Here is a 23,209-nt window from a genome sequence, read left to right as displayed (position 1 = left end):
CCGCGTGTCAAGCGCCACCGGGTCAGCGGTGGGTGAGCAGGGCCACGACCATGTCGCCGAGCAGCCGGCGGTCGTGCTCGCGCCGGGCCGGGTCCAGGGTGTCCCGGCCGAACAGCGCCCCGAAGGTGTGCTGGTTGGCCGTGCGGAACACGCACTGGGCGCTGATGGCCTGGTGGACGTCCAGGGCCGAGACGTCCTCGCGGAACAACCCCTCGGCGCGCCCGCGCGACAGGATGGTCTCCAGCACCTCGAGGCGGTTGCCGGCCAGGCCGGGCAGGTTGGAGCGCCGCAGGAACTGCGCGCGGTGGATGTTCTCGATGCTCACCAGGCGGATGAACTCCGGGTGCGCCTCGTGGTGGTCGAAGGTCAGTTCCGCCAGGCGCCGCAACGCCTCCACCGGCGGCAGGTGCTCGACGTCGAGCTCCCGCTCCAGGTCGCGGATGCGGCTGTAGGCGCGTTCGAGGACCGCGACGTACAGCCCCTCCTTGCCGCCGAAGTAGTAGTAGATCATCCGCTTCGTGGTGCGCGTCCCGGCCGCGATCTCGTCGACGCGGGCGCCGGCGAAACCCTGCTCGGAGAACTCCGCGGTGGCCACGTCGAGGATCTCGGCGCGGGTCCCCTCGGGGTCGCGCGTGCGGACCACCGTCATCGTCGTCCCCCTCCCGCCCACCGTCGCCCGGCCCCACCCTAACCAGCGCGCGGACCTTGGCGGACGACGCGGTCGTGTGTTCTCCTGGCGTGGTAACCGGTTGGTACAAAGCTGAGCTGACGATGAGCTGGAGAGCGCCGTGGCCCCCTCTTCCCGGTCCTGGCTCGTGGGTCTGGTCGGCACGGGCATCGGCCCGTCGCTGAGCCCCGCGATGCACGAGCGCGAGGCCGACGCCCTCGGCCTGCGCTACCTCTACCGCCGCCTCGACCTCGACGCCCTGGGCCTGCGCGCGGACCAGGTCGGCGAGGTGCTGCACGCCGCCCGGCTCGCCGGTTTCGACGGCCTCAACGTCACCCACCCCTGCAAGCAGCTCGTCCTGCCGCACCTGGACGCCCTCAGCCCCGACGCCCGGGCGCTCGGCGCGGTCAACACCGTCGTCCTGCGCGACGGGCGGGCCGTCGGGCACAACACCGACTGGTCGGGGTTCGCCCGCTCCTTCGACCGCGGGCTGCCCGACGCCGACCTCGGCCGGGTCGTCCTCGTCGGCGCCGGCGGGGCCGGTTCCGCCGTCGCCCACGCCCTGCTCACCCTGGGGGTCCGCGACCTCGTCGTCGTCGACGCCGACCCCGCCCGCGCGCGGGACCTGGCCGCCGCCCGGGCCGGCACCGGGGCGGGCTCGACGCGCCCCGCGGCCCTGGCCGACCTGCCGGGGCTGCTGGCCGGCGCGGACGGCGTCGTGAACAGCACGCCCGTCGGGATGGCCGCCCACCCCGGCGCCCCCTTCGACGTGGACCTGCTGCCGCCGCGGGCCTGGGTGGCGGACGTCGTCTACCGCCCCCTGGAGACCGAGCTCGTGCGCCGCGCGCGGGCCGCGGGGCACCGGGTGCTCGACGGCGGCGGGATGGCGGTGTTCCAGGCCGTCGACGCCTTCCGGCTGTTCACCGGCGCCGAACCCGACGCCGGCCGGGTGCTGGCCCACTTCGCGGAACTGGTCGGCGACACCGGCAGCCGGACGCCCTGACCCGCGGGCGCGCTCAGCGCGCCGCGCCGCGCAACGCCCGCGAGACCCCCGCGGCGGCGACCGTCAGGGCGGCCACGAGCCGGGGCCGGTCCCGGCCCAGGGCGGGGACGACCAGGCCCAGGGCGGCGACGACCTGCCCGTCCGGGCCGCGGACCGGCACCGCGACGGAGGCGTTGCCGACGTCCATCTCCCCCGCGGTGCTGGCGAACCCGTCGCGCCGGACCTGCGCCAGCTGCCGGTCCAGCAGCGCGGGCGAGGTGATGCTGTACGGCGTCACGCGCGTCAGCTCCCGCAGCACCCGCCGCTGCACGTCCTCGGGGGCGTGGGCGAGCAGGACCTTCCCGACGCCCGTGGTGTGCAGGGGCAGCCGCCCCCCGACCCGGCTGACCACCGGCACCGACGTGGAGCCCTGCAGCCGGTCCAGGTAGAGGACCCGGTCGCCGTCGCGCTGGGCGAGGTGGACCGTCGCGCGGGTCGCGGCCTGCAGGTCCTGCAGGAAGGGCGAGGCGACGTCGCGCAGGTCGGTCTGCACGGGGGCGAGCAGCCCGAGGTCCCACAGCCGCCGGCCCACGACGTACGCGCCGTCGGGCCGCCGCTGGAGCAGGCCCCCGGCGACGAGCCGCCGCGCGATCCGCAGCGTCGTCGACGGGGTCAGCCCGGCGCGGGCGGCCAGTTCCCCCAGCCGCAGCGCGCGGTGCTCGCCGTCGAAGGCGCCCAGCACGTCGACGGTGCGGTCCACGAGCGAGGCGCCCGGGGCGGATCGGCCGGCCACGCCGCTCAGCGTATGCCACTGAGTGGCACGCCCGGCTGGCCCGGCCGCGGCCGCGGCTCCTACGGTCGGACCATGACGACGACGTCCCCGCCACCGGCGACCCACCGCACGCGCGTCGTCGTGGTCGGTGGTGGCCCCGCCGGGCTCCTGACCTCCCACCTGCTGCACCGCGCGGGCATCGACACCGTGGTGCTGGACCGCCGCACGGTCCACGAGATCGAGACGACGCACCGCGCGGGCATCCTCGAACCCGACAGCGTCCGGCTGCTCACCGAGACCGGCGTCTACGACGGCGGCGGCCAGCGGGTCCTCACCGAGGGCGACCGGCACGGCGGGATCTTCCTGCGCTTCGGCGGCCGCTCCCACCACGTCGACTTCGAGCGCCTCGTGGGCGCCTCGGTGTGGCTGTACCCGCAGACCGAGGTGTTCACCGACCTGCACCGGGCCCGGACCCGCGACGGCGGGGACCTGCGGTACGGGGTCGCGGACGTGCAGGTGCACGACGTCGAGACGTCGCCGCGCGTGACGTACACCGACGCCGACGGTTCCCCGCACGAGGTCACCGCCGAGGTCGTCGTGGGGGCCGACGGGTCCCGCAGCGCGTGCCGGAACCTCGTGGCCGGGAACACCCGGTACACCCGCGAGTACCCCTTCGCCTGGTTCGGCATCCTCTGCGAGGCCCCCAAGAGCGCTCCCGAACTCGTCTACACCCGGTCCGACCGGGGTTTCGCCCTCATCAGCCAGCGCACCGACTCGGTGCAGCGCATGTACTTCCAGTGCGACCCGGCCGAGAACCCCGACGACTGGTCCGACGACCGCATCTGGGACGAGCTGCAGTCCCGGGTCGCCGGCGAGGACGGTTTCTCCCTCGCCGAGGGCCCGGTCCTGGACCGCTCGGTCCTGCCGTTCCGCAGCTTCGTCCAGACCCCGGTGCGCCACGGCCGCCTCGTGCTGGCCGGCGACGCCGCGCACACCGTGCCCCCCACCGGCGCCAAGGGCCTGAACCTGGCCCTGGCCGACGTGCGGGTCCTGGCCGAGGTCCTCGAACGCGCCCTGCGGAAGGAGGACCTCGACCTCCTCGACGAGTACGCCGACCGCGCCCTGGCGCGCGTCTGGAAGGCCCAGCACTTCTCGTACTGGCTGACGACGCTGCTGCACCGCGCCCCGGGGGCGCCGGGCGGCGACTTCGACGAGCTGCGGCAGCTCGGCGAGCTGAACTCCCTGGTCTCCTCCGAGGCCGGGTCCACCTACCTCGCGGAGGGCTACACGGGATGGCCGACACGATGACGCCCGCGACCACGACCACGGGCGCGGACCGCCACCCGGACACCGGTCTGGAGCTCCAGAGCGTCCTGTCCGGCGAGATGGACGAGATCTCCCGGAAGTGGGCCGTCACCGGCGAACCGGAGCACCAGCCGCGCCGCGACTACCCGCCGTACCGCTCGACCCTGCTGCGCCACCCCACCAAGGACCCGCAGCAGGTCGACCCCGAGGGCGTCGAGCTGTGGGCCCCCGCGTTCGGCCAGCGCGACGTCGACCCGCTGGAGTCCGACCTCACCATCCAGCGCGGCGGGGAACCCCTCGGCGAGCGGATGGTCGTCACCGGCCGCGTCCTGGACGGCGAGGGGCGGCCCGTGCGCCACCAGCTCGTCGAGATCTGGCAGGCCAACGCCGGGGGCCGCTACGTCCACCAGCGCGACCAGCACCCCGCGCCCCTGGACCCGAACTTCACCGGCATGGGCCGGACCCTCACCGACGCCGACGGCGTCTACCGGTTCACGACCATCAAACCCGGGCCCTACCCGTGGCGGAACCACCACACCGCCTGGCGGCCGGCGCACATCCACTTCTCGGTGTTCGGCACCGAGTTCACCCAGCGACTGGTCACCCAGATGTACTTCCCGGGCGACCCGCTGTTCGCCCTCGACCCGATCTACCAGTCGATCGTCGACCCGGCCGCCCGCGAACGGCTCGTCGCGACCTACGACCACGACCTCACCACCCACGAGTGGGCCACGGGGTACCGCTGGGACATCGTCCTGACCGGTTCCCACCGCACCCCCACCGAGGACGACACGGAGGGGGACCTGTGAGCACCGACCAGCGCCTGGCCCCCACCCCGGGCCAGACCGTCGGCCCGTTCTTCCACTACGCCCTGCCCTACGACGGCGACAGCGCCCTCGTCCCCCACGGCACGGCCGGCGCGGTCCGGTTGCACGGCACCGTCCTCGACGGGCTCGGCGTCCCCGTCCCCGACGCGGTCGTGGAGGTCTGGCAGGCCGACCCCGCCGGGCGCGTCGTGCAGGCGGCCGGGTCGCTGCACCGCGACGGGTACACGTTCACCGGTTTCGGCCGCTGCGCCACCGACCGCACGGGCCGCTACTCGTTCACGACGCTGACCCCCGGCGGCGTGGACGGCGGCCTGCCGTTCTTCGCCCTCGCCGTGTTCGCGCGCGGGCTGCTGCACCGGCTCACCACGCGCGCCTACCTGCCCCTGCCGGACGGGCAGGACGGCGACGCCCTGCTGCGCGCGGCCGGCGAGCGCCGCGCGACCCTCGTCGCCGCCGCCGACCCCGACGGCTACCGGTTCGACGTGCACCTGCAGGGCCCCGACGAGACGGTGTTCCTCACCGTCCCCGGCGAGACCGTCCCCGGCGACCGGGCGTCGTGAGCGAGCTGTTCCGCCCCGGGGACCACCGGGCGGGTGCGACGTTCAGCGGGAGCGCCCTGCGGGCGGCCCTGGTGGCCGTCGAGTCCGCCTGGGCGGGCACCGACCTCACCGACCCCGGCGACGCCCTGGACGTCGAGGCCGGGGGGAACCCCGTCATCCCCCTGGTCTGGGCGCTGGCGCGCGCCAACCCGGGCGTCGACGTGCACACGGGCCTGACGAGCCAGGACGTGCTCGACACGGCCCTGGTGCTGCTGCTGCGCGAGGCGGTGCGGCAGGTGCGCGGGCACCTGGACCGCGCGGTGGCCGCCGCGGACGCGCTCACCGCCGCCCACGGGCAGCGGCCCGCGATCGCCCGCACGCTCACCCAGTGGGCCCTGCCCGTGACCCTCGCGCACCGGTTCGGCAGCTGGCGCACCGGCCTGGGGACCGCGTCGGCCGAACTGGGCGCGCTCACCTTCCCCGTGCAGTGCGGCGGGCCCGTGGGCACCCGGTCGGACCGCCGGGACCTCGCCGCGCGGCTGGACCTGGCCGACGGCCCGTCCTGGCACACCCACCGCCGGCCCGTCACGCGCGCCGGCGACGCCCTCGTCGCGGCCGTCGACGCCTGCGGGCACGTGGCCCGCGACGTGCTGACGCTGTCGCGCCCGGAGGTCGGGGAACTGTCCGAGGGGTCCGGCGGCGGGTCGTCGTCGATGCCGCACAAGGCGAACCCGGCGCTGTCGACGCTCGTGCGGTCCGCGGCGATCGTCACCCCGCACCTGGGCGCGGCCCTGCACTCCGCGGCGGCCGACCAGGTCGACGAACGCGCCGACGGGGCCTGGCACGCCGAGTGGGACACCCTGCGGCTGCTGGCCCGGCGCACCGTCGTGGCCACCGCGCAGACCGCGGACCTGCTCGCCGGCCTGCGCGTGCACCCCGACCGCGTCGCCGCCAACCTGGCCGCCGCCGAACGACTCCGAGGAGGAGACGCGTGACCACCCTCGTCCTGGGCCCGTCCCTGGGCACCACGGCCACCACCTGCTGGGGGCCGGTCGCCCGGCTCCTGGAGGGCGAGTTCGACGTCGTCACCTGGGAACTGCCCGGCCACGGCGGCGACCGGGGCCCCGTCCCCGCCGGCCTCACCGTGGCCGACCTCGCGCGGCGCGTCGCCGACGCCGTCGAGGGGCTCTTCCTCTACGCCGGGGACTCCGTCGGCGGCCAGGTCGGCCTGCAGCTCCTGCTGGACCACCCCGAGCGCGTCCTCGGCGCCGTCCTGTGCTGCACCGGTGCCCGCATCGGCACCGCGCAGTCGTGGGCCGAGCGCACCGAGCAGGTCCGCCGCTCGGGCACCGCCTCCCTCGTCGCGGCCACCGCGACCCGCTGGTTCGCCCCCGGCTTCCTCGAGCGCGAACCCGAGCGCGGCGCCGCGCTCCTGCACGCCCTGCGCGACACCGGCACCGAGGGGTACACGGCGGTCTGCGGAGCGCTGGCGGCGTTCGACGTCCGGGACCGGCTCGGGGAGGTCACCCGCCCCGTGGTGGCCGTCGCCGGCGCCCACGACCCCGTCTGCCCGCCGGAGTCGCTGCGCGAGATCGCCGACGGCGTCCGGCACGGACGGCTGGAGGTCCTGCCGGACGTCGCCCACCAGGCGCCGGCCGAGGACCCGCACGAGGTGGCCCGCATCATCCGGGAACTGGCACGGGAGGTCGCGTGAGCGAGTACGAGGACGGGATGGCCGTGCGCCGGGAGGTCCTCGGGGACGCCCACGTGGACCGCGCGGTCGCGGCCACGACGGGGTTCACCGCCGACTTCCAGCGGTACATCACCGAGAACGCGTGGGGCGCGGTCTGGACCCGGCCGGGTCTGGACCGCCGGTCCCGCTCCCTGATCACCCTGACGGCGCTCATCGCGCGCGGGCACCACGAGGAGTTCGCGATGCACGTGCGCGCGGCGCGGACCAACGGCGTCACCGTGGAGGAGATCAAGGAGACGATCCTGCAGTCGGCCGTGTACTGCGGGGTGCCGGACGCGAACAACGCGTTCCGCATCGCGGCGCAGGTGCTGACGGACCTCGGCGAGACGCTCTAGCGGCGCCCCGGGCCGCCTACCGGCCCGCCGGCGTCACAGGCCCGCGAGGCGCTCCTCCAGGGCGGCCAGCAGCCGCCGCCCCTCCGCGGAGGCGCGCAGGACCACCCGGCGCCGGTCGGCGGGGTCCAGGCCGCGGTACACCAGCCCCTGGTCCACGAGGCCGTCCACGGCCCGGCTCGCCGTCGCCGGTGCCATCACCAGGGTCTCGACCAGGTCGCTCATCGACGCCCCCGGCTGCCGGGCCACCTGGGCCAGGCAGCGCCAGCGGTCGGGGGTGAGGTCGCCGTCCCGCAGGGCCTCGGCCACGGCGCTCTGCAGCAGGGCCGCGGCCCGCAGGCGGTCGAGCAGCCCGACGCTCACCCCGGGGGCCGGGGCCGCCGGAACCGCCGGGACGGGAGCAGACACGCGGACCTCCTGGTTCGTGGGACCCTGGCGAGCATGCCAGAAGGTTTCCGCGTCGCCCTGGCGGTCCCCCGCCGCGGGCCGGCCGGGATGTTCGGGCCGGCCTGCCGCGCGGCCGCCCACCTGGGGGCCGAGGAGGTCAACGACCGCGGCGGGGTCGCGGGCCGGCCCCTGGAACTGGTCGACGTCGACGCCGGGGACGAACCCGCCCGGGTGGCCCGGGTCCTGGACCAGGCGGTGCGGCGCGGGGAGGTCGACGCGGTCGTGGGCTGGCACCTGTCCAGCGTGCGCACCGCCGTCGCCCCGGTCCTGGCCGGCCGGGTCCCCTACGTCTACGCCACGGCCTACGAGGGCGGCGAGGAGCACGACGGGGTGCTGTGCACCGGGGAACTGCCCGGTGAGCAGGTCGTGGCGGCGCTGGGTTTCCTGCGCGAGCAGTTCGGCTGGCGGCGGTGGGTCGTCGTGGGCGACGACTACGTCTGGCCCCGGGCCACCGCGGCCGGTGCGCACCGCGCGCTGCGCCGCGACGGGATCGAGCTCGTCGGGCAGCACTGGGTGCCGCTGGGCTGCCAGGACGAGGACGCGTGGGCGCGGCTGCTGGAGCAGGTGGGGGCCGTGGCGGACGGTCGGGGCGGTCCGGGCGGGGCCGGCGGGGTCGACGGCGTCCTCATGCTGCTCGCGGGGGCCGACGGGGTGCGCTTCAACCGCGAGTTCGCCGCCGCGGGCCTGGACGAGGGACTGGTGCGGTTCAGCCCGTTCATGGACGAGACCATGCTGCTGGCCAGCGGGCCGGAGGCCACCCGCGGGTTGTTCGCCTCCGCGGGCTGGTTCGCCACGCTGGGCTCGGCGTCGGCGCTGGAGTTCAGCGCGGGCTTCGCGCGCAGCTTCGACCGGGTCGTGGACGACGCGCCGGGGCTGGCCACCCCGTCCCCGGGCACGATGGCCGAGAGCACCTACCTCGCGCTGACGCTGCTGGCCGACCTGGGCCGCCGCGTCCCCCCGTCGCCCGCGGACCTGGGCCGCGCCCGCGCGGGCTGGACGTGGGACACCCCGCACGGCGCGGTGCGGTTGCGCCGCGGCCGGGCCGGGCACCGGGTGCACGTGGCCGCGGCCGTCGGGCTGGAGTTCGAGGTGCTCGCCGAGGTCTCCGGCCGGCGCTGAGGCCGCGCCCCACCGTGTTACACCGGTGTTTCACCGGCTTTTCCACCAGGTCAACTTTCCGGACCAACTGCACCGCAACGGATCTCGAAGCGCTCGGTGATTGACCGTGACCCGAACGGCCCCCTAGCGTCGGATCGCTTCCACCTGGAAGCGATCCGACCCCGGCCGCCGGAGGCCCGTGATGACCCACAACACCGAGGGCGCCCCACCCACCGCGGCGGGGACCCACCACGTCAACACCGCCACCTCCGAGACGCTGGAGGACTACACGCTGCGGTTCGCCCCCCGCAGCTACCGCCGCTGGACCCCCGCCGTGGTCGCCACCTCCGCGCTCGGCGGCATCGCCTACCTCGCCGACTTCTCCATCGGCGCCAACATCGGCATCGCCCACGGCACCACCAACGCCCTGCTGGGCATCGCGGTGGCCGCGGTCGTCATCTTCGTCAGCGGTTTCCCGCTGGCCTACTACGCCGCCCGCTACAACATCGACCTCGACCTCATCACCCGCGGTTCGGGGTTCGGGTACTACGGGTCGGTGCTGACGAACGTCATCTTCGCGACGTTCACCTTCATCTTCTTCGCCCTCGAGGGGTCCATCATGGCCCAGGGCCTGGAACTGGGCCTGGGCGTCCCGCGCTGGATCGGCTACGCCGTGTCCACCCTCATCGTCATCCCGCTGGTCGTCTTCGGGATGAAGGCCCTGTCCAAGCTGCAGGTCTGGACCACCCCGCTGTGGCTGGTCCTCATGGTCATCCCCTTCGTCTACCTCGTCGCCACCCACCCCGACTCGGTCGGGGAGTTCTTCTCCTACACCGGCGCCGACGGCTCGGGGGCCTCGGTGAGCACCGCGTCGGTGCTGCTGGCCGCCGGGGTGTGCCTGTCGCTCATGGCCCAGATCGCCGAGCAGATCGACTACCTGCGGTTCATGCCCCCGCGCACCGCGGAGAACTCCCGGCGCTGGTGGACCGCGGTCGTCCTGGCCGGGCCGGGCTGGGTCGTGTTCGGCGCCCTCAAGCAGGCCGTCGGGCTGTTCCTGGCCGTCTACCTCATCGCCTCCCTGGACCCGCAGGCCGCCGCCACCGCGAACGAGCCGGTGCACCAGTTCCTCGGGGTGTACGAGGAGATGGTGCCGGGCTGGCTGGCCATGACCCTCGCCGTCGTCCTCGTCGTCATCAGCCAGATCAAGATCAACGTCACCAACGCCTACTCCGGCTCCCTGGCCTGGACGAACTCCTTCACCCGCGTCACCAAGCGCTACCCCGGCCGCATCGTCTTCGTCGTCGTGAACCTCGTCATCGCGCTGACGCTGATGGAGGCCAACATGTTCGACTTCCTCAACACCATCCTGGGGTTCTACGCCAACTGCGCCATGGCCTGGGTCATCACCGTGGCCACCGACATCGTCGTCAACAAGGGGGTCCTGAAGATCTCCCCGACGGTGGCGGAGTTCCGCCGCGGCATGCTGTACCCGGTGAACCCCGTCGGGTTCGTCTCGGTGCTGCTGTCGGCGGGCCTGTCCATCGTCGTGTTCTTCGGCGGTCTCGGCGACGGCCTGCAGCCCTACTCCCCCGTGGTCGCCATCGTCCTGGCGGTCGTCTGCCCGCCGGTCCTCGCGCTGGCCACCCGGGGCCGCTACTACCTGCGCCGCACCGACGACGGCCTCACCGAGCCGATGTACGACGCCGACGGCAACCCCTCGGGGACGGTCCTCACCTGCCACGTGTGCCGGCAGGACTACGAGCGCCCCGACGTCACCGCCTGCCTCACCCACGACGACGTCGTCTGCTCGCTGTGCCTGAGCACCGACAAGCTCGGCGACCACGTCCTGCCCCCCGCCCCCGCGGGGACCGTCCCCGCTCCCCGCTGAGCGCACGCACCCCGTACCCGGCACCGCTCCCGAAGGGTTACCGTCCGCTCCGTGAACATCAGTCCGGCCGACACCGAGAAGCTGCTCCTGGCGGTCGCGGGCATGGTCGCCCGCGACCGCCTGCAGCGCGGCGTGCGCCTCAACCACCCCGAAGCCGTCGCCCTGCTGTCCACCTGGGTGGTCGAGCGCGCCCGCGAGGGCGCCCTCGTCACCGACCTCATGGAGGCCGGCCGGCACGTCCTGACCCGCGACCAGGTCATGCCCGGCGTGGCGGAGATGCTGCACGACGTGCAGGTCGAGGCCACGTTCCCCGACGGCCGCAAGCTCGTCACCCTGCACCACCCCGTCCAGGGCCCCACGGGGCCCGGGCACGAGGAGGGTCCCGGAGCGGTCCGCGTCCGCCCCGGCACGATCGTCCTGAACGCCGACCGCACCGCGGCCGAGCGCCTGGAGCTGCACGTGGAGAACACCGGCGACCGCCCCGTGCAGATCGGGTCCCACCTGCACCTGCCCGACGCCAACCCCGCCCTGCGCTTCGACCGGGCCGCCGCCCACGGCTTCCGCCTCGACGTGCCCTCGGGCACCTCCGTGCGCTTCGAACCCGGCGTGGCCCGCACCGTGGCGGCCGTCGCCCTGCGCGGGGAGCGCCGCGTCCCGGGCCTGCGGACCGACCGCTCCCACCTCGGGGAAGGAGGTGCCCTCGATGGCTGAGCTCGACCGCGCCGCCTACGCCGCGCTCTACGGGCCCACCACGGGCGACCAGGTCCGCCTGGGCGACACCGACCTGTGGATCGAGGTCGAGGCCGACCTCACCGCCGGCGGGGAGGAGGCCGTCTTCGGCGGCGGGAAGTCCATCCGCGAGTCCATGGCCCAGGGCACCACGACCCGGGCCCAGGGCGCGCCCGACACCGTCATCACCAACGCGGTCGTGCTGGACCACACCGGGATCTACCGCGCCGACGTCGGCCTGCGCGACGGCGTGGTGTGCGGCATCGGCCGCGCCGGGAACCCCGACGTCGCCGACGGCGTCCACCCCGCCCTGCGCATCGGCCCGTCCACCGACGTCGTCTCCGGCGAGGGCCGCATCCTCACCGCCGGCGGCATCGACACCCACGTCCACCTCATCTCCCCCTCGCAGGTCCACGAGGCCCTCGCCGCCGGGATCACCACGATCGCCGGGGGCGGCACCGGCCCCAGCGAGGGCACGAAGGCCACGACCGTCACCCCCGGCGCCTGGCACCTGGCCCACGTCCACCGCGCCCTGGACGACCTGCCCGTCAACGTCCTGCTGCTGGGCAAGGGCAACACCGTCAGCGCGCAGGGCCTGGCCGAGCAGGCGCTGGCCGGTGCGGCCGGGTACAAGGTCCACGAGGACTGGGGGTCCACGCCCGCCGCGATCGACGCGGCGCTGCGCGCGGCGGAGGAGTTCGGCCTGCAGGTCGCGCTGCACTCCGACTCCCTCAACGAGGCCGGGTACGTCGACTCCACGATCGCCGCCATCGCCGGGCGCTCGATCCACGCCTTCCACACCGAGGGCGCCGGCGGCGGCCACGCCCCCGACATCATCACCCTCGCCTCGCACCCCAACGTCGTCCCCGGCTCGACGAACCCGACGCTGCCGCACACGGTGAACACCGTCCCCGAGCACCTCGACATGCTCATCGTCTGCCACCACCTCAACCCGGCGGTCCCCGAGGACCTCGCCTTCGCCGAGTCCCGCATCCGGGCCACGACGATCGCCGCCGAGGACGTCCTGCACGACCTGGGGGCGCTGTCCATCACGAGCTCGGACGCGCAGGCCATGGGCCGGATCGGGGAGGTCATCACCCGCACCTGGCAGGTCGCGCACGTCATGAAGGCCCGCCGCGGGGCGCTGGGGTCCGGTCCGGCCGACAACGAGCGCGCCAAGCGGTACGTCGCCAAGTACACGATCAACCCGGCGGTCGCCCACGGCGTCGACCACCTGCTGGGTTCGGTCGAGGTCGGCAAGATGGCCGACCTGGTGCTGTGGGAACCGGCGTTCTTCGGCGTGCGGCCGTCGGTGGTGCTCAAGGGCGGTGCCCTCGTCCTCGGCGCGCTGGGGGACCCCAACGCCTCCATCCCCACCCCGCAGCCGGTGCTGCTGCGCCCGGCGCTCACGCACCCCGTCGGCGCGGACGTCTCGGTCTCCTTCGTCTCCCCCGCCGCGATCGCCGACGGCCTGGCGGACCGGCTCGGGCTGCGGCGCCGGCTGGAACCGGTGCGCGACACCCGCGGCGTCGGGAAGGCGCAGATGGTCCACAACGACGCCCTGCCCCGCATCGAGGTCGACCCCGAGACCTTCGCCATCACGATCGACGGCGACCTCGTCGTCCCCGCCCCGGCCACCGAACTGCCGCTGGCCCAGCGCTACCAGCTGTTCTGATGACCGGACCCGGACCCACCCCCGACCCGGCACCCGACCCGGACCTGCTGCTGGCGCTGCTGGCCGACGCCCGGCTGCCGGTGGGCGCGCACACGCAGTCCGCCGGTCTGGAACCGGCCGTCGCCCACGGCGGCCTGGCCCTGGCCGACGTGCCGGAGTTCCTGCACGGGCGGCTGCGCACCGTGGTGGCCGTCGAGGCCGGCACCGCCGTCGTGGCCCGCCACCACGTCCTGGCCGGCCTGCCCCCGGGACCGGTCGAGGACGCCTGGGCCGCACGCACCCCCAGCCCGCCGCTGCGCGCGGCGTCGCGCACCCTGGGCCGGGGGTACCTGCGGATGGCCGGGCGGGTCTGGCCGCACCCGGTGTGGGCCGCGCTGGGGCGCACGCCACCGCGCCCCCTGGTGCTGGGGGCGCTGGCCGCCGTCGCCGGGCTGGACGCCGCCCGCCTGGTCCGGTTGTGCGTCCACGACGACGCCGCCACCGTGGGCGCCGCCGCCCTGAAGCTGCTGCCCACCGACCCCGTGGACACCGTCGCCTGGACGGTGGCCGCCCACCGGGCCGGTGAGGGGCTGGTCGCCGACCTGGCCCACCTGACCGACCCCGACGACGTCCCCGCCCCCGGGGCGCCCCTGACCGAAGAGTTCTCCCTCCTGCACACCACCACCCCGATGAGGTTGTTCCATGCCTGAGAAACCGCTGGACCCCCAGAACGCCCCGACCACCCGCTCGTTCCGCCTCGGCGTCGCCGGGCCCGTCGGCACCGGCAAGAGCTCCCTCATCGCGCTGCTCTGCCGGGAACTGTCCGGCCGGCTGCGCCTGGGGGTCGTCACCAACGACATCTACACCGACGAGGACGCCCGGTTCCTGCGCTCGGCCGGGGTCCTGGACCCCGAGCGGATCCGCGCGGTGGAGACCGGCGCCTGCCCGCACACCGCCATCCGCGACGACGTCACCGCGAACCTGCTGGCCGTGGAGGACCTCGAAGCCGACTTCGCGCCGCTGGACGTGGTGCTCGTGGAGTCCGGCGGGGACAACCTCACCGCGACGTTCTCCCCCGCCCTGGTCGACGCGCAGATCTTCGTCCTCGACGTCGCCGGTGGCGGGGACGTGGCCCGCAAGGGCGGCCCCGGGATCGCGCGCGCCGACCTGCTGGTGGTCAACAAGACCGACCTCGCCCCGCACGTGGGGGTCGACGTGGAGCGGATGCACGCCGACGCCTCCGCCGCCCGCGACGGCCGTCCCGTCATCGCCCTGTCCCGCACCGACCGGCACTCGATCGACCACCTCACCGGCTGGCTGCTGGGGGTGCTGGAGCAGTTCCGCGCCGGCGGCCACGAACCGGTCGACCCGGGGCCGATGGCCCCGCACTCCCACGCCGACGGGACCGTGCACAGCCACGCGTGAACCTCACCACCCCCCGCCGCACCGCCGCGCCCCCGGGGGCGGACGACGTCACCCGCGTCGGCGTCGGCGCCGACGGGCTGGACCTGCGGACCGGGGCGTTCGCACCGAAGCTGCTCACCCGCAGCCCCGACGGGCGCGCCGTGCGCGTCGCGCTGGTCGGGGCCCGGGCGCTGCTGCTGGCCGGAGACCGGGTCGCGGTGGAGGTGCACGTCGGGCCCGGCTGCACCCTCGACCTCGTGGAGGTCGCCGCCACCGTCGCCTACGACGGTCGCGGCGGACCGCCCGCGCGCTGGACCACTCGCCTGCACCTGGGCGCCGGGGCCCGGGTGCGCTGGGACGCCGAACCCCTCGTCGTCGCCGACGGCGCCCACGTCGAGCGCGACACCCACGTCGACCTCGCCCCCGGCGCGGTCGCCCGGCTCCGCGAGACGCTCGTGCTGGGTCGCAGCGGCGAGACCGGCGGCGCCGTCGTGCTGCGCACCCGCGCGCGCCGGGACGGGCGGCCCCTGCTGGCCGAGGACCTGGACCTGCGCGACCGGCGGGTGCGCCGCTCCCCCGCCGTCCTCGGCGGCCACCGGCGCGTGGAGACGCTGCTGGTGCTGGGGGAACGCGTCGAGGCCCCCGGGGCGCTCCAGCTGGAGGGCCCCGGGAGCCTGGTGCGCCGCGTCGGCTGACCGCCGACGCGGCGGGGTGGTGGGCGGTCTGGTGGGCGGTCAGCCGCCGCTGGGCCCCGTGGGAGCCGGTGCGGCGCTCCCGCCGGGCTGGGCGCGGGCGCGGACCTGCTCGGGGGCGGGCCAGCCGGCGCGGGTGCCGTCGACGTGCACGACCTCGTCCTCCCACGGCACCCGGTAGGAGCCGGCCGCCAGGTCGGCGACCCAGGTGTAGGGGTTGTCGCGGGCGCCGCCCTCGACGGCGACGTACCCGCGGTGACCGAGCTGGTAGACGTTGTTCTCCACCCCCCAGCCGCGGCGGGCGTCGTCGGCGCGGGAGGGCACCACCTCGGCGGTGACCAGCCGGTCGGGGGTCGCGTCCCCCTCGACCAGGACCGTGCCGTCGACGTCGCAGACCATCGCCGCCCCCTGGGACCACACCCCGTTCGGGTCCGGCCCGGCCATGCAGACCGAGACGGTGTAGGCGAGGTTGTGGAAGGCGTTGGACTGGTTGGTGATCCGCCACGACTGCGCGATGGGGTGGGTGTACCCGGCGGTGCGCAGGATGACGTTGGCCCCGCGGTAGGCGGCCTCGCGGGCCACCTCGGGCAGCATCCCGTCGTGGCAGATGATCAGGGCCAGCTTCGACCCGGCGGGCCCGTCGCAGACGGGGATCCCCAGGTCGCCCGGCTGCCAGGGTTCCATCGGGACCCAGGGGTGCAGCTTGCGGTAGTACAGCTGCACGGTGCCGGTGTCGTCGACGACGACGCCGGAGTTCCAGGGCGCACCACCGGGGTTGCGCTCCATGAGGGAGAAGCACCCCCACACCCCCGCCTCGGCGCACGCCGTGAGCAGGGTCGTCACCTCGGGACCGTCCCGGTCGACCAGCAGGGTGTCGTCGAGGAAGGTCTGCGGGTCCAGGCCGTTGAGGCTGTACTCGGGGAAGACGACGAGGTCCAGCGTGGGCATCCCCCGCTTGGCCCGCCGCAGCAGGTCGGCCAGGCGGTCGGCCTGGGCCTGCAGGTCGGCGGGTCGGGCGATGACGGGGATGCGGGCCTGCACCATCCCCACCACGAGGGCCCCGGGCGAGGGGTTCAGCCCGTCGAGGCCCGTCACGCCGTCGCTCCCGTCGGTTCGGCGGCGCGCGCGGCGAGGGCGGGCCAGTGCTGCGCCCACGGGGCCGCGGCCTCGAAGGCCGCCGAGGCGCGCAGCACGGCCGCGTCGCCCAGGTGCGGGCCGACGACCTGGAGGCCGACGGGCAGCCCGTCGGCGGTGAACCCCGCGGGGACGCTGGCGGCGGGTTGCCCGGTCATGTTCATCGGGTTCACGAAACCCAGCCAGGCGTTGTCGGCGACCGCGCGCCCGTCGATCTCCGTGGGTCCCTGCACGCCCAGCCCGAAGGGAGGCACGGCCAGGGTCGGGGTGATCAGCAGGTCGTAGCCGGCCATGAACCGCCACATCCGGTTGACGACCCGTTTGCGCGTGACCAGGGCGTCGGTGAAGTCCTCCGCCGTCCACGGGCGGTCCAGCAGGTCCCGCAGGTGCGGGGACGTGTCGGGGTGCCGCTGCGCCAGGGCGCGCATGCCGCGCAGGTCGGTCTCGGCGGCGACCATCGTCCAGAACGCCTCGCCGAGGTCGCCGAGACCGGGGTCGGCCTCCTCGACGTGGGCGCCCAGGTCGGTGAAGACGCCCACGGCGCGCTCGACGACCTCCCGCACCCGGGGGTCGACGGCCAGGTGCCCCAGGTCGGGGCTGTAGGCCACCCGCAGGCCCGCCAGGTCCCCGGCGGCACCGGCGGCGGCGGCCGCCGTCCAGTCCACGTCGAGGCAGGGGATGGAGTGCCGGTCGCGGGGGTCGGGGCCGGCGACGACCGACAGCAGCAGGGCGGCGTCGGCGACGGTGCGCGTCAGCGGCCCGACGTGCTCGAGGTTCTCCCAGCTGGAGATGCCCGGGTAGCGCTCGTCGCGGGTCCCCGGGTAGAGCGGCACCCGCCCCATCGAGGCCTTGACCCCGTAGATCCCGCAGTGGGCGGCGGGGATGCGGATGGAACCGCCGCCGTCGCTGCCGAACGCCAGCGGCGCCATCCCGGTGGCGACCGCGACGGCCGAGCCGGCGCTGGAACCCCCGGGGGTCAGGTCGGGGTTCCACGGGTTGCGCGCGGTGGGGCTGACGGGGCTGTGCCCGACGGCGCTGTAGCCGAACTCCGGGACGGTGGTCTGCCCCAGCAGGACGGCACCGGCCGCCCGGGCCCGCTCGACGACGATGTCGTCCTCGTCGGGGACGAAGTCGAGGTAGGCCGGTGAACCGTTGCGGTTGCGGACCCCCTTGGTGGCGATGAGGTCCTTGACGGCCAGCGGGACCCCGGCCAGCGGGCCGACCTCCTCGCCGCGGGCGAGGAGGGCGTCGAGGGCCGCGGCCCGGGCCCGTGCGGCGTCGGCGGTCAGCTCCACGAAGGCGTGCAGCGTGCCGTCCAGCGCCTCGACCCGGCTCAGCGCGGCCTCGGTGACCTCGGCGGCGGAGACGTCGCGGTCGCGGACCAGGCGGGCCAGCTCGGTGGCGGGCAGCCGGGTGAGGTCATCGAGGGCGGTGGTGGGCCCGCTCACGAGGGGTCCTTCGCCGTGGTGCCCACCGTGGTGTCCGGGGTGCGGGGGCTGACGAGCTGGGCGCCCTCGGGAGCGCCGCGCAGTTCCCGCTGCCCGGTGAGCAGGTCCAGCAGCAGGTAGGCCAGGGCACCGACGACGATGCCCGCGAGGGCCTCGGACAGCTGCGGGGCCCGGTAGTGGACCAGCGCCGCGCCGAGCGCACCGATCGCCCAGGCGATGAAGGGCCGGGCCCGGAAGGCGGTCAGCGGGCGGCGGGCGGAACGCCGCAGGACGAGCTGGTCGAGGATGAGCACCGCGCCGATCGGGGGCACGAAGATGCCCAGCAGGTTCAGCCAGGCCGCGAAGTGGCTCCACACCCCGGCCAGGGCCGCCACCAGCCCGATGCCGCCCAGGACGAGGGTCAGCACCCGCATCCGGCCACCGGTCAGCTGGCTCCAGCCCACGGCGCCGTTGTAGAGGCAGTGCGTGCAGACCGAACCCAGGTTGATGAAGACGAACACCACCGCGAGGGCCGACAGGACCCAGCCGTGGGAGGTGAGGATCGGCAGGAAGTCACCGCCGTTGGCGGCGGGGGCGGCGGCCGCACCGGCGGCCACGATCAGGCCCCCGACCAGCAGGGAGATGACGTTCGCCAGCGGGAAGGCGGTGAAGGTGGCCAGGACGGCCTCGCGGCCGGTGCGCGACCAGCGGGTGAAGTCGGCGGTCATGGTCCCCGAGTCGGCGAACCCGGCCACAACGATCGTGATGGCCGCACCCACGCTGAGCACGCCCGCGTCGGGGGCGCCACCCTGGTAGGACGTGATGCCGGACAGCCCGCCGTCGCGGGCGGCGAAGACGAGCGCGACGACGGCCAGGACGACGAACAGCGGCGCGGCCACCAGGCCGATGATCGTCAGGGCCCGGATGCCGACGAAGGTGATGGCGATGTAGAGCACCCCGGCGATCGCGATCATCAGGGGTTCGTTCCAGCCCAGGGAACCGTTCAGCGTGGCGCCGGTCAGGCCGGTCTGGAAGGCGAACCAGCCGATGACCACCGTGGACAGGAACCCGGCGGCGATCGGGGCCCCCTTGCGCCCGAACGTCTCGGCGGCGGTGAGGGCGAAGTTCTTGCCCGTGCGCCCGGCGATGTGGCTGAGCGCGCCGACGTAGGCGAACAGCACCACGTTGCCGGCGACGATCGCGGCCATGCCGCGCCAGAAACCCAGGCCGTAGACGATGGTCCCGCCGAAGATGGCGTTGGTGATGATCATGGGGAAGCCGAACCAGACGGCCGAGACCGACCCCAGGGATCGTCGGCGGGACGCGGGAACGGGTTCGTGCTCGAACTCGGACTCGAGGCCGTGGTGCTCGACGGCGACGCCGTCGCGGGTGCTGGTGCTCACGGTCGGTTCCTCTCGGGGTGCGGGAGCGGGGGTCAGGAAGAAGGGGCGGGCTGGAGCGCCTCGTCGACGTGCCGGGGGGACAGCGGGGTGGTCGCCGGGCCGGTGGGGTTCCGGGACGGTCGCGGGGGCGCCACGGTCCAACCCGCGCGGTCGAGGTGGGCCCGCAGGGCGCGCAGGCGTGCGGCTGCGGCGGGGCTGTCGCTGTGCACGCAGACGGTGCCGACGCCCGCCAGGGCGGGAGTCCGCAGGTGCTGCACGGCGCGTTCGGCCGCGACGTCAGGGGTCCCGAGTTCCTCGGGGGTCCAGCCGAACATGCGCACGCGACCCGCCTGGTAGGGACGGTCGGCGAAGAACTCCTCGACCACCCCCAGCCCCGCGTCGCGGGCCGCCGCCGCCAGCGCCGACCCGGGCAGCGCGTACAGCGCGAGGCGCGGGTCGAAGGCCCGCACCGCGGCGCAGACCGCCTGCGCCAGCTCGGGCTGGTCGTTGACCATGACGTACAGCGCGCCGTGGGGTTTGACGTGCGCCATCCGCTGCCCGGCGGCGCGCACGAAGGCGTCCAGGGCCCCGATCTGGGCCAGGCACAGGTCGTGGACGTCCTGCGCCCCGACGGCGATCGCGCGCCGGCCGAAACCCTCCCGGTCGGCCAGGCCGACGTGGGCCCCGATCGCGACGCCGTGGCGGACGGCCAGGTCGACGCTCTCGCGCATCGTCCGCGGGTCCCCCGCGTGCGCGCCGCAGGCGATGTTGGCCGAGGTGATGAGCGGCATCACCTCGGTGTCGGCGCCGTAGCGGTAGACGCCGAAGCTCTCCCCCAAGTCGCAGTTCAGGTCCAGGGTGCGGACGCCCGGTCCGCTCACCGCGCGGCCGAGGCGACGGGACGGGCCGGTTCGGCGAGGTCCCCGGCGGACAGGTCGGGGGCCCGCCGCGGGGAGGCCACGCGTTCCCAGGCCCGGGCGAAGCGCAGCAGCCGCCGTTCGCTCATCACCGGCCCGACCACCTCCAAGCCGACCGGCAGGCCGTCGTCGGTGAAACCCACCGGGACGCTGGCGGCCGGCAGCGAGGACTGCGAGGCGAGGACGGTGTTCGTGGGGAACGTCAGCGCCGTCCAGCGCTTGGCGGCCAGTTCCTCCCGGGTGGGGGCGGGCACCTGGACGGTGGGGTAGACGAGGACGTCGACGCCCGCCGCCGCCATGAGCGCCGTCAGCCGCCGGCGCAGGTCCTCCTGGCGCAGCCGCCGCGGCAGGTGCTCCGGGTCGTCCCGGGGGTCCTGCGGCCCGGCGGCGATGTCGACGACGAGGTCGGTCAGGGGGTGGAAGGCGCCCGCCGCCACGATCTCGTCCCAGCTCGCGGCCGGCGCGCCGGGGCGGGCGGCCAGGAACGCGGCGAGGTCCTCCTTGGACTGCGTCGTGTACAGCGAGGTGCCGGTGACCCACTCGCGCAGGTCGCCCAGTTCCAGCCCGTCGACGACACCGACCCCCTCGGCGCGCAGGCGGTCGACGGCGGCGCGCACGACGGAGTTCGTGCCCGCGGACTCCGGGCCGGGGCCGAACGCGTCCTCGAGCACGCCCACCCGGAACGAGGACAGGTCGCGGGAGTCCAGTTCCTCGGCGAAGGCGCCGACGTGCTCGTGGCCGGCGGCCAGGGCGGTGAACTCGTCCTGCGGGTCCCACCCGGCGATGACGTCGAGCACGACGGCCGCGTCGGTCACCGTGCGGGTGATCGGCCCGGGGGTGTCCTGGAAGTGCACCAGAGGGGAGAAACCGGTGCGGCTGACCAGACCCGTGGTGGGGCGCAGGCCGAAGAGGTTGGTGAAGGACGCGGGCAGGCGGATCGACCCGCCGGTGTCCTCCCCCAGCCCGACGAGCGCCAGGTCGGCGGCGACCGCGGCGGCCGTGCCGGCGCTGGACCCGCCGGTCTCGCGGTCGAGGTCGTAGGGGTTGCGGGTGAACCCGGTGCGCGAGGAGAAGGAGAACCACCCGGCGGCGAAGTCGCACATCGCCGTCTTGCCCAGCAGGACCGCACCCGCGGCCCGCAACCGGGTGATGACGGTGGCGTCGCGCTCGGGCACGTAGTCGGCGAACAGGGAGCACCCGAAGGCGGTGGGGATCCCGGCCGTCTCGGCCTGGTCCTTGACGACGATCGGGACTCCGTGCAGGGGCCCCAGGAGCTGCCCGGTGCGGGCGAAGTGGTCGTCGGCGGCCCGGGCCTGGTCCAGGGCGGCGGAGTTGAGGGTGACCAGGGACCCGAGGCGCGGGCCGTTCCGGTCCAGGTCCTCGATGCGCCGCAGGTACCAGGCGGTCAGTTCCGCGCTGGTCGCTTCACCCCGGCGGAGCAGGTCGTGGAAGCGGGCGATGGTGAGTTCGGCGAAGCGGCGGGGGTCGCGCGGTTCGTCCATGCTGCGTCCTCCGGTCGTCCCCGGGTGCCGGGGATGGGGTCGTGGTGTCAGGTGGGTGGTCGGCGCGCCTCGGACAGCGCCTCGGCGACCGTGCGGCGGGTGTGCTCCAAGTGCCAGTCGTTCTCGGCCAGCAGGCCCGGCAGGTCCCCGGACTCGATGAGTTCCAGCATCCGCAGGTGCTGGCGGTGCGCTTCGCTGAAGTCCTCCACGGTCGAGGCGTAGATGGCCATGTACGGCTCGACCCGGTCCCAGACCCCCCGGATCAGGTCCAGGAGGTAGGGGCTGGCGGCGCACTCGTAGAAGCGCTGGTGAAAACGGCGGTTCAGGGCTCGCCAGCGCCCGGTCTCCAGGTGGTCGTCGGCCATCTCCGCCAGGACCGCCCGGAGGTCGTCGACGTCCGCGGGGGTCAGCCGGGGCAGGGCCCACTCGGTCGCCAGCTGTTCCAGGTGCAGGCGGACGGCGAAGACCTGGTGCAGTTCCTCGGCGGTCAGCGAGACCACGCTGACGCTGCGGCGTCCGAAGACGACGAAACCCTCGGCCTGCAACCGCTTGAGCGCCTCGCGGACCGGCATGGTGCTCACCGAGAGCTGCTCGGCCAGGGCCCGGATGGACACCCGGCTGCCCGGTGGCAGCGTGCCGGTCGTGATGCCGGACCGGACACGGTCGTACACCTCCTCCGCGAGCGTGGGAACGGTGATGGCGCTGACGTCCACGATGCTGACCTCCGTGATGTGTGATCACACTTGCAGCCGAACGTTACGCCGGTGTTTCCCGCGGTTACGGCGGCGTCAAATCTCCCGGGTTCCGTGACCGGGTGCCTACCCGCGCGGCTGCAACCGCACGCCCGGCAGCACCGGGGCGGGCAGCGGATCGGGTTCACCGGGCGGGAACTCCCCGAACCGCAGCGGTCCCTCGGCCGTGCCGGCGATCTCGGCCTGCCACCGCTCGCGGTACGCCACGACCTCGTCGTGGTCGCGGCCGATGAAGTTCCACCACATGACGATCCGCTCCCCCAGCGGGACCCCGCCGATGAGCAGCAGGCGGGTGGGGTCGTCGCCCGCGCGCAGCGTCAGCGCGGTGCGGCCCGTCGGCAGGTGCGCCAGGTGGGCGGCGGGCAGGTCCTCGCCGTCGACCGCGACCGCGCCGGAGTCGAGCAGCACGGCGTGCTCGGACCGGGCGTCGAGGTCGAGGTCCACGACGCCGCGCGGCGGCAGCAGGACCTCGGCGCCCAGCAGCGGCGCGGTGTACGTCCGCACCGGGGAGGTGACCCCGGCCAGGGACCCGATGAAGACGCGCAGCTCGGCGTCGCCGCGGCGGAACGGTGCGGGTTCGTGGTGCTCGAACGTCGGCTCCCGGTGGCGGGTGGCGTCGGGCAGCGCGAACCACAGCTGCGTGCCGTGCAGCACCCCGGTGCCCGGGGTGGAGAACTCCTGGTGGGAGATCCCGCGCCCGGCCACCATGAGGTTCACCTGCCCGGGGGCGACGACGGCCCGGTACCCGGCGGAGTCGAGGTGCGCGACGCTGCCGGTGAACAGCCAGGTCACCGTCGCCAGGCCCGTGTGCGGGTGCCTCGGCACCCGCATCCCCCCGCTGGCCTCGACCCGGTCGGGGCCGAAGTGGTCGAGGAAGCACCAGGAACCGACGAGCGTCAGACCCCGCTGGGGCAGGGTCCGGCGCACCGTCATGGCGCGCGGGCCGCCGAGGGGGACGTCGCGGGGAGGGTGGACCTGCACGTCGGGACGCTACCCCACCCGCCCC

The 23,209-nt window shown here is 74.9% G+C and carries 24 protein-coding genes; 14 read left to right on the top strand and 10 right to left on the bottom strand.

The window, feature by feature from the left end; genetic code table 11:
* Window positions 1–22: 22 nt before the first annotated feature.
* A complete protein-coding gene (locus tag BJ968_RS16235) occupies window positions 23–649 on the bottom strand; it encodes a TetR/AcrR family transcriptional regulator (RefSeq protein ID WP_179753572.1) in 627 nt (208 codons plus the stop codon).
* A 139-nt stretch (window positions 650–788) separates the two neighbouring features.
* Between BJ968_RS16235 and BJ968_RS16230 the strand changes: the two genes are divergently transcribed.
* Entirely contained in the window at window positions 789–1,670 is an 882-nt protein-coding gene (locus BJ968_RS16230; protein ID WP_179753570.1) for a shikimate dehydrogenase, read from the top strand.
* Window positions 1,671–1,683: 13 nt separating this feature from the next.
* Here the strand turns inward: BJ968_RS16230 and BJ968_RS16225 are convergent, their stop codons facing one another.
* On the bottom strand, window positions 1,684–2,442 hold the full coding sequence (locus tag BJ968_RS16225) for an IclR family transcriptional regulator domain-containing protein (protein WP_179753568.1): 759 nt from the start codon (window positions 2,440–2,442) through the stop codon (window positions 1,684–1,686).
* Window positions 2,443–2,514: 72 nt separating this feature from the next.
* On the opposite strand from BJ968_RS16225, the gene BJ968_RS16220 reads away from it, so the two are divergent.
* From BJ968_RS16220 to pcaC, 6 genes are all read left to right on the top strand, one after another.
* Entirely contained in the window at window positions 2,515–3,729 is a 1,215-nt protein-coding gene (locus tag BJ968_RS16220; RefSeq protein ID WP_179753566.1) for a 4-hydroxybenzoate 3-monooxygenase, read from the top strand.
* A 77-nt stretch (window positions 3,730–3,806) separates the two neighbouring features.
* Window positions 3,807–4,535 (top strand): protocatechuate 3,4-dioxygenase subunit beta, encoded by a 729-nt coding sequence (pcaH, locus tag BJ968_RS16215; RefSeq protein ID WP_425491577.1) that lies wholly within the window; start codon window positions 3,807–3,809, stop codon window positions 4,533–4,535.
* On the top strand, window positions 4,532–5,113 hold the full coding sequence (pcaG, locus tag BJ968_RS16210; RefSeq protein ID WP_218885104.1) for a protocatechuate 3,4-dioxygenase subunit alpha: 582 nt from the start codon (window positions 4,532–4,534) through the stop codon (window positions 5,111–5,113). The genes pcaH and pcaG overlap by 4 nt, the downstream gene beginning before the upstream one ends.
* Complete coding sequence (locus BJ968_RS16205) at window positions 5,110–6,087, top strand: lyase family protein (protein ID WP_179753564.1); 978 nt, start codon at window positions 5,110–5,112, stop codon at window positions 6,085–6,087. Before pcaG ends, BJ968_RS16205 begins: the two co-directional genes overlap by 4 nt.
* The gene (locus tag BJ968_RS16200) at window positions 6,084–6,806 is read left to right on the top strand and encodes an alpha/beta fold hydrolase (RefSeq protein WP_179753562.1); all 723 of its coding nucleotides are present in this window, start codon (window positions 6,084–6,086) and stop codon (window positions 6,804–6,806) included. Before BJ968_RS16205 ends, BJ968_RS16200 begins: the two co-directional genes overlap by 4 nt.
* Complete coding sequence (pcaC, locus tag BJ968_RS16195; RefSeq protein ID WP_179753560.1) at window positions 6,803–7,180, top strand: 4-carboxymuconolactone decarboxylase; 378 nt, start codon at window positions 6,803–6,805, stop codon at window positions 7,178–7,180. Before BJ968_RS16200 ends, pcaC begins: the two co-directional genes overlap by 4 nt.
* A 33-nt stretch (window positions 7,181–7,213) precedes the next feature.
* Here the strand turns inward: pcaC and BJ968_RS24850 are convergent, their stop codons facing one another.
* Window positions 7,214–7,585, bottom strand: a complete 372-nt coding sequence (locus BJ968_RS24850) for a MarR family transcriptional regulator (RefSeq protein ID WP_179753558.1) — start codon at window positions 7,583–7,585, stop codon at window positions 7,214–7,216.
* 33 nt (window positions 7,586–7,618) lie between these two features.
* Between BJ968_RS24850 and BJ968_RS16185 the strand changes: the two genes are divergently transcribed.
* The 7 genes from BJ968_RS16185 (at window position 7,619) to BJ968_RS16155 (ending at window position 15,092) form a co-directional block, all read left to right on the top strand.
* Window positions 7,619–8,743 (top strand): substrate-binding domain-containing protein, encoded by a 1,125-nt coding sequence (locus BJ968_RS16185; RefSeq protein WP_179753556.1) that lies wholly within the window; start codon window positions 7,619–7,621, stop codon window positions 8,741–8,743.
* Window positions 8,744–8,924: 181 nt separating this feature from the next.
* Window positions 8,925–10,610: a purine-cytosine permease family protein gene (locus BJ968_RS16180; protein ID WP_179753554.1), complete on the top strand. Its 1,686-nt coding sequence runs from the start codon at window positions 8,925–8,927 to the stop codon at window positions 10,608–10,610.
* Between the two features lie 51 nt (window positions 10,611–10,661).
* Window positions 10,662–11,321 (top strand): urease subunit gamma, encoded by a 660-nt coding sequence (locus BJ968_RS16175; RefSeq protein ID WP_179753552.1) that lies wholly within the window; start codon window positions 10,662–10,664, stop codon window positions 11,319–11,321.
* Window positions 11,314–13,014 carry an urease subunit alpha gene (locus BJ968_RS16170; RefSeq protein ID WP_179753550.1) on the top strand — a complete coding sequence of 567 codons (1,701 nt, stop codon included), beginning with the start codon at window positions 11,314–11,316 and terminating at the stop codon, window positions 13,012–13,014. Before BJ968_RS16175 ends, BJ968_RS16170 begins: the two co-directional genes overlap by 8 nt.
* Window positions 13,014–13,703 (top strand): urease accessory protein UreF, encoded by a 690-nt coding sequence (locus BJ968_RS16165; protein WP_179753548.1) that lies wholly within the window; start codon window positions 13,014–13,016, stop codon window positions 13,701–13,703. Before BJ968_RS16170 ends, BJ968_RS16165 begins: the two co-directional genes overlap by 1 nt.
* On the top strand, window positions 13,696–14,418 hold the full coding sequence (gene ureG / locus BJ968_RS16160; RefSeq protein WP_179753545.1) for an urease accessory protein UreG: 723 nt from the start codon (window positions 13,696–13,698) through the stop codon (window positions 14,416–14,418). The genes BJ968_RS16165 and ureG overlap by 8 nt, the downstream gene beginning before the upstream one ends.
* A complete protein-coding gene (locus BJ968_RS16155; protein ID WP_179753543.1) occupies window positions 14,415–15,092 on the top strand; it encodes an urease accessory protein UreD in 678 nt (225 codons plus the stop codon). Before ureG ends, BJ968_RS16155 begins: the two co-directional genes overlap by 4 nt.
* 39 nt (window positions 15,093–15,131) lie before the next feature.
* Here BJ968_RS16155 and BJ968_RS16150 read toward each other — a convergent pair whose 3' ends face one another.
* From BJ968_RS16150 to BJ968_RS16120, 7 genes are all read right to left on the bottom strand, one after another.
* Window positions 15,132–16,184, bottom strand: coding sequence for a formamidase (locus BJ968_RS16150; RefSeq protein WP_179753541.1), 1,053 nt, complete (start codon window positions 16,182–16,184; stop codon window positions 15,132–15,134).
* A complete protein-coding gene (locus BJ968_RS16145) occupies window positions 16,181–17,671 on the bottom strand; it encodes an amidase family protein (RefSeq protein WP_218885103.1) in 1,491 nt (496 codons plus the stop codon). The genes BJ968_RS16150 and BJ968_RS16145 overlap by 4 nt, the downstream gene beginning before the upstream one ends.
* Window positions 17,668–19,053: a cytosine permease gene (locus BJ968_RS16140; RefSeq protein WP_179753539.1), complete on the bottom strand. Its 1,386-nt coding sequence runs from the start codon at window positions 19,051–19,053 to the stop codon at window positions 17,668–17,670. Before BJ968_RS16140 ends, BJ968_RS16145 begins: the two co-directional genes overlap by 4 nt.
* Window positions 19,054–19,085: 32 nt before the next feature.
* The gene (locus BJ968_RS16135; RefSeq protein WP_179753537.1) at window positions 19,086–19,913 is read right to left on the bottom strand and encodes a 5-oxoprolinase subunit PxpA; all 828 of its coding nucleotides are present in this window, start codon (window positions 19,911–19,913) and stop codon (window positions 19,086–19,088) included.
* On the bottom strand, window positions 19,910–21,451 hold the full coding sequence (locus BJ968_RS16130; RefSeq protein WP_179753535.1) for an amidase: 1,542 nt from the start codon (window positions 21,449–21,451) through the stop codon (window positions 19,910–19,912). Before BJ968_RS16130 ends, BJ968_RS16135 begins: the two co-directional genes overlap by 4 nt.
* Window positions 21,452–21,498: 47 nt before the next feature.
* Window positions 21,499–22,164: an FCD domain-containing protein gene (locus tag BJ968_RS16125; RefSeq protein WP_179753533.1), complete on the bottom strand. Its 666-nt coding sequence runs from the start codon at window positions 22,162–22,164 to the stop codon at window positions 21,499–21,501.
* Window positions 22,165–22,269: 105 nt separating this feature from the next.
* Window positions 22,270–23,184 carry a pirin family protein gene (locus tag BJ968_RS16120; protein ID WP_218885102.1) on the bottom strand — a complete coding sequence of 305 codons (915 nt, stop codon included), beginning with the start codon at window positions 23,182–23,184 and terminating at the stop codon, window positions 22,270–22,272.
* Between the last annotated feature and the right edge of the window lie 25 nt (window positions 23,185–23,209).

Source organism: Kineococcus aurantiacus (assembly GCF_013409345.1).
In the GTDB taxonomy this organism is placed as follows: domain Bacteria; phylum Actinomycetota; class Actinomycetes; order Actinomycetales; family Kineococcaceae; genus Kineococcus; species Kineococcus aurantiacus.
The sequence above is the reverse complement of the archived record's forward strand: the minus strand, read 5'-3'. Positions and strand labels throughout refer to the sequence as shown.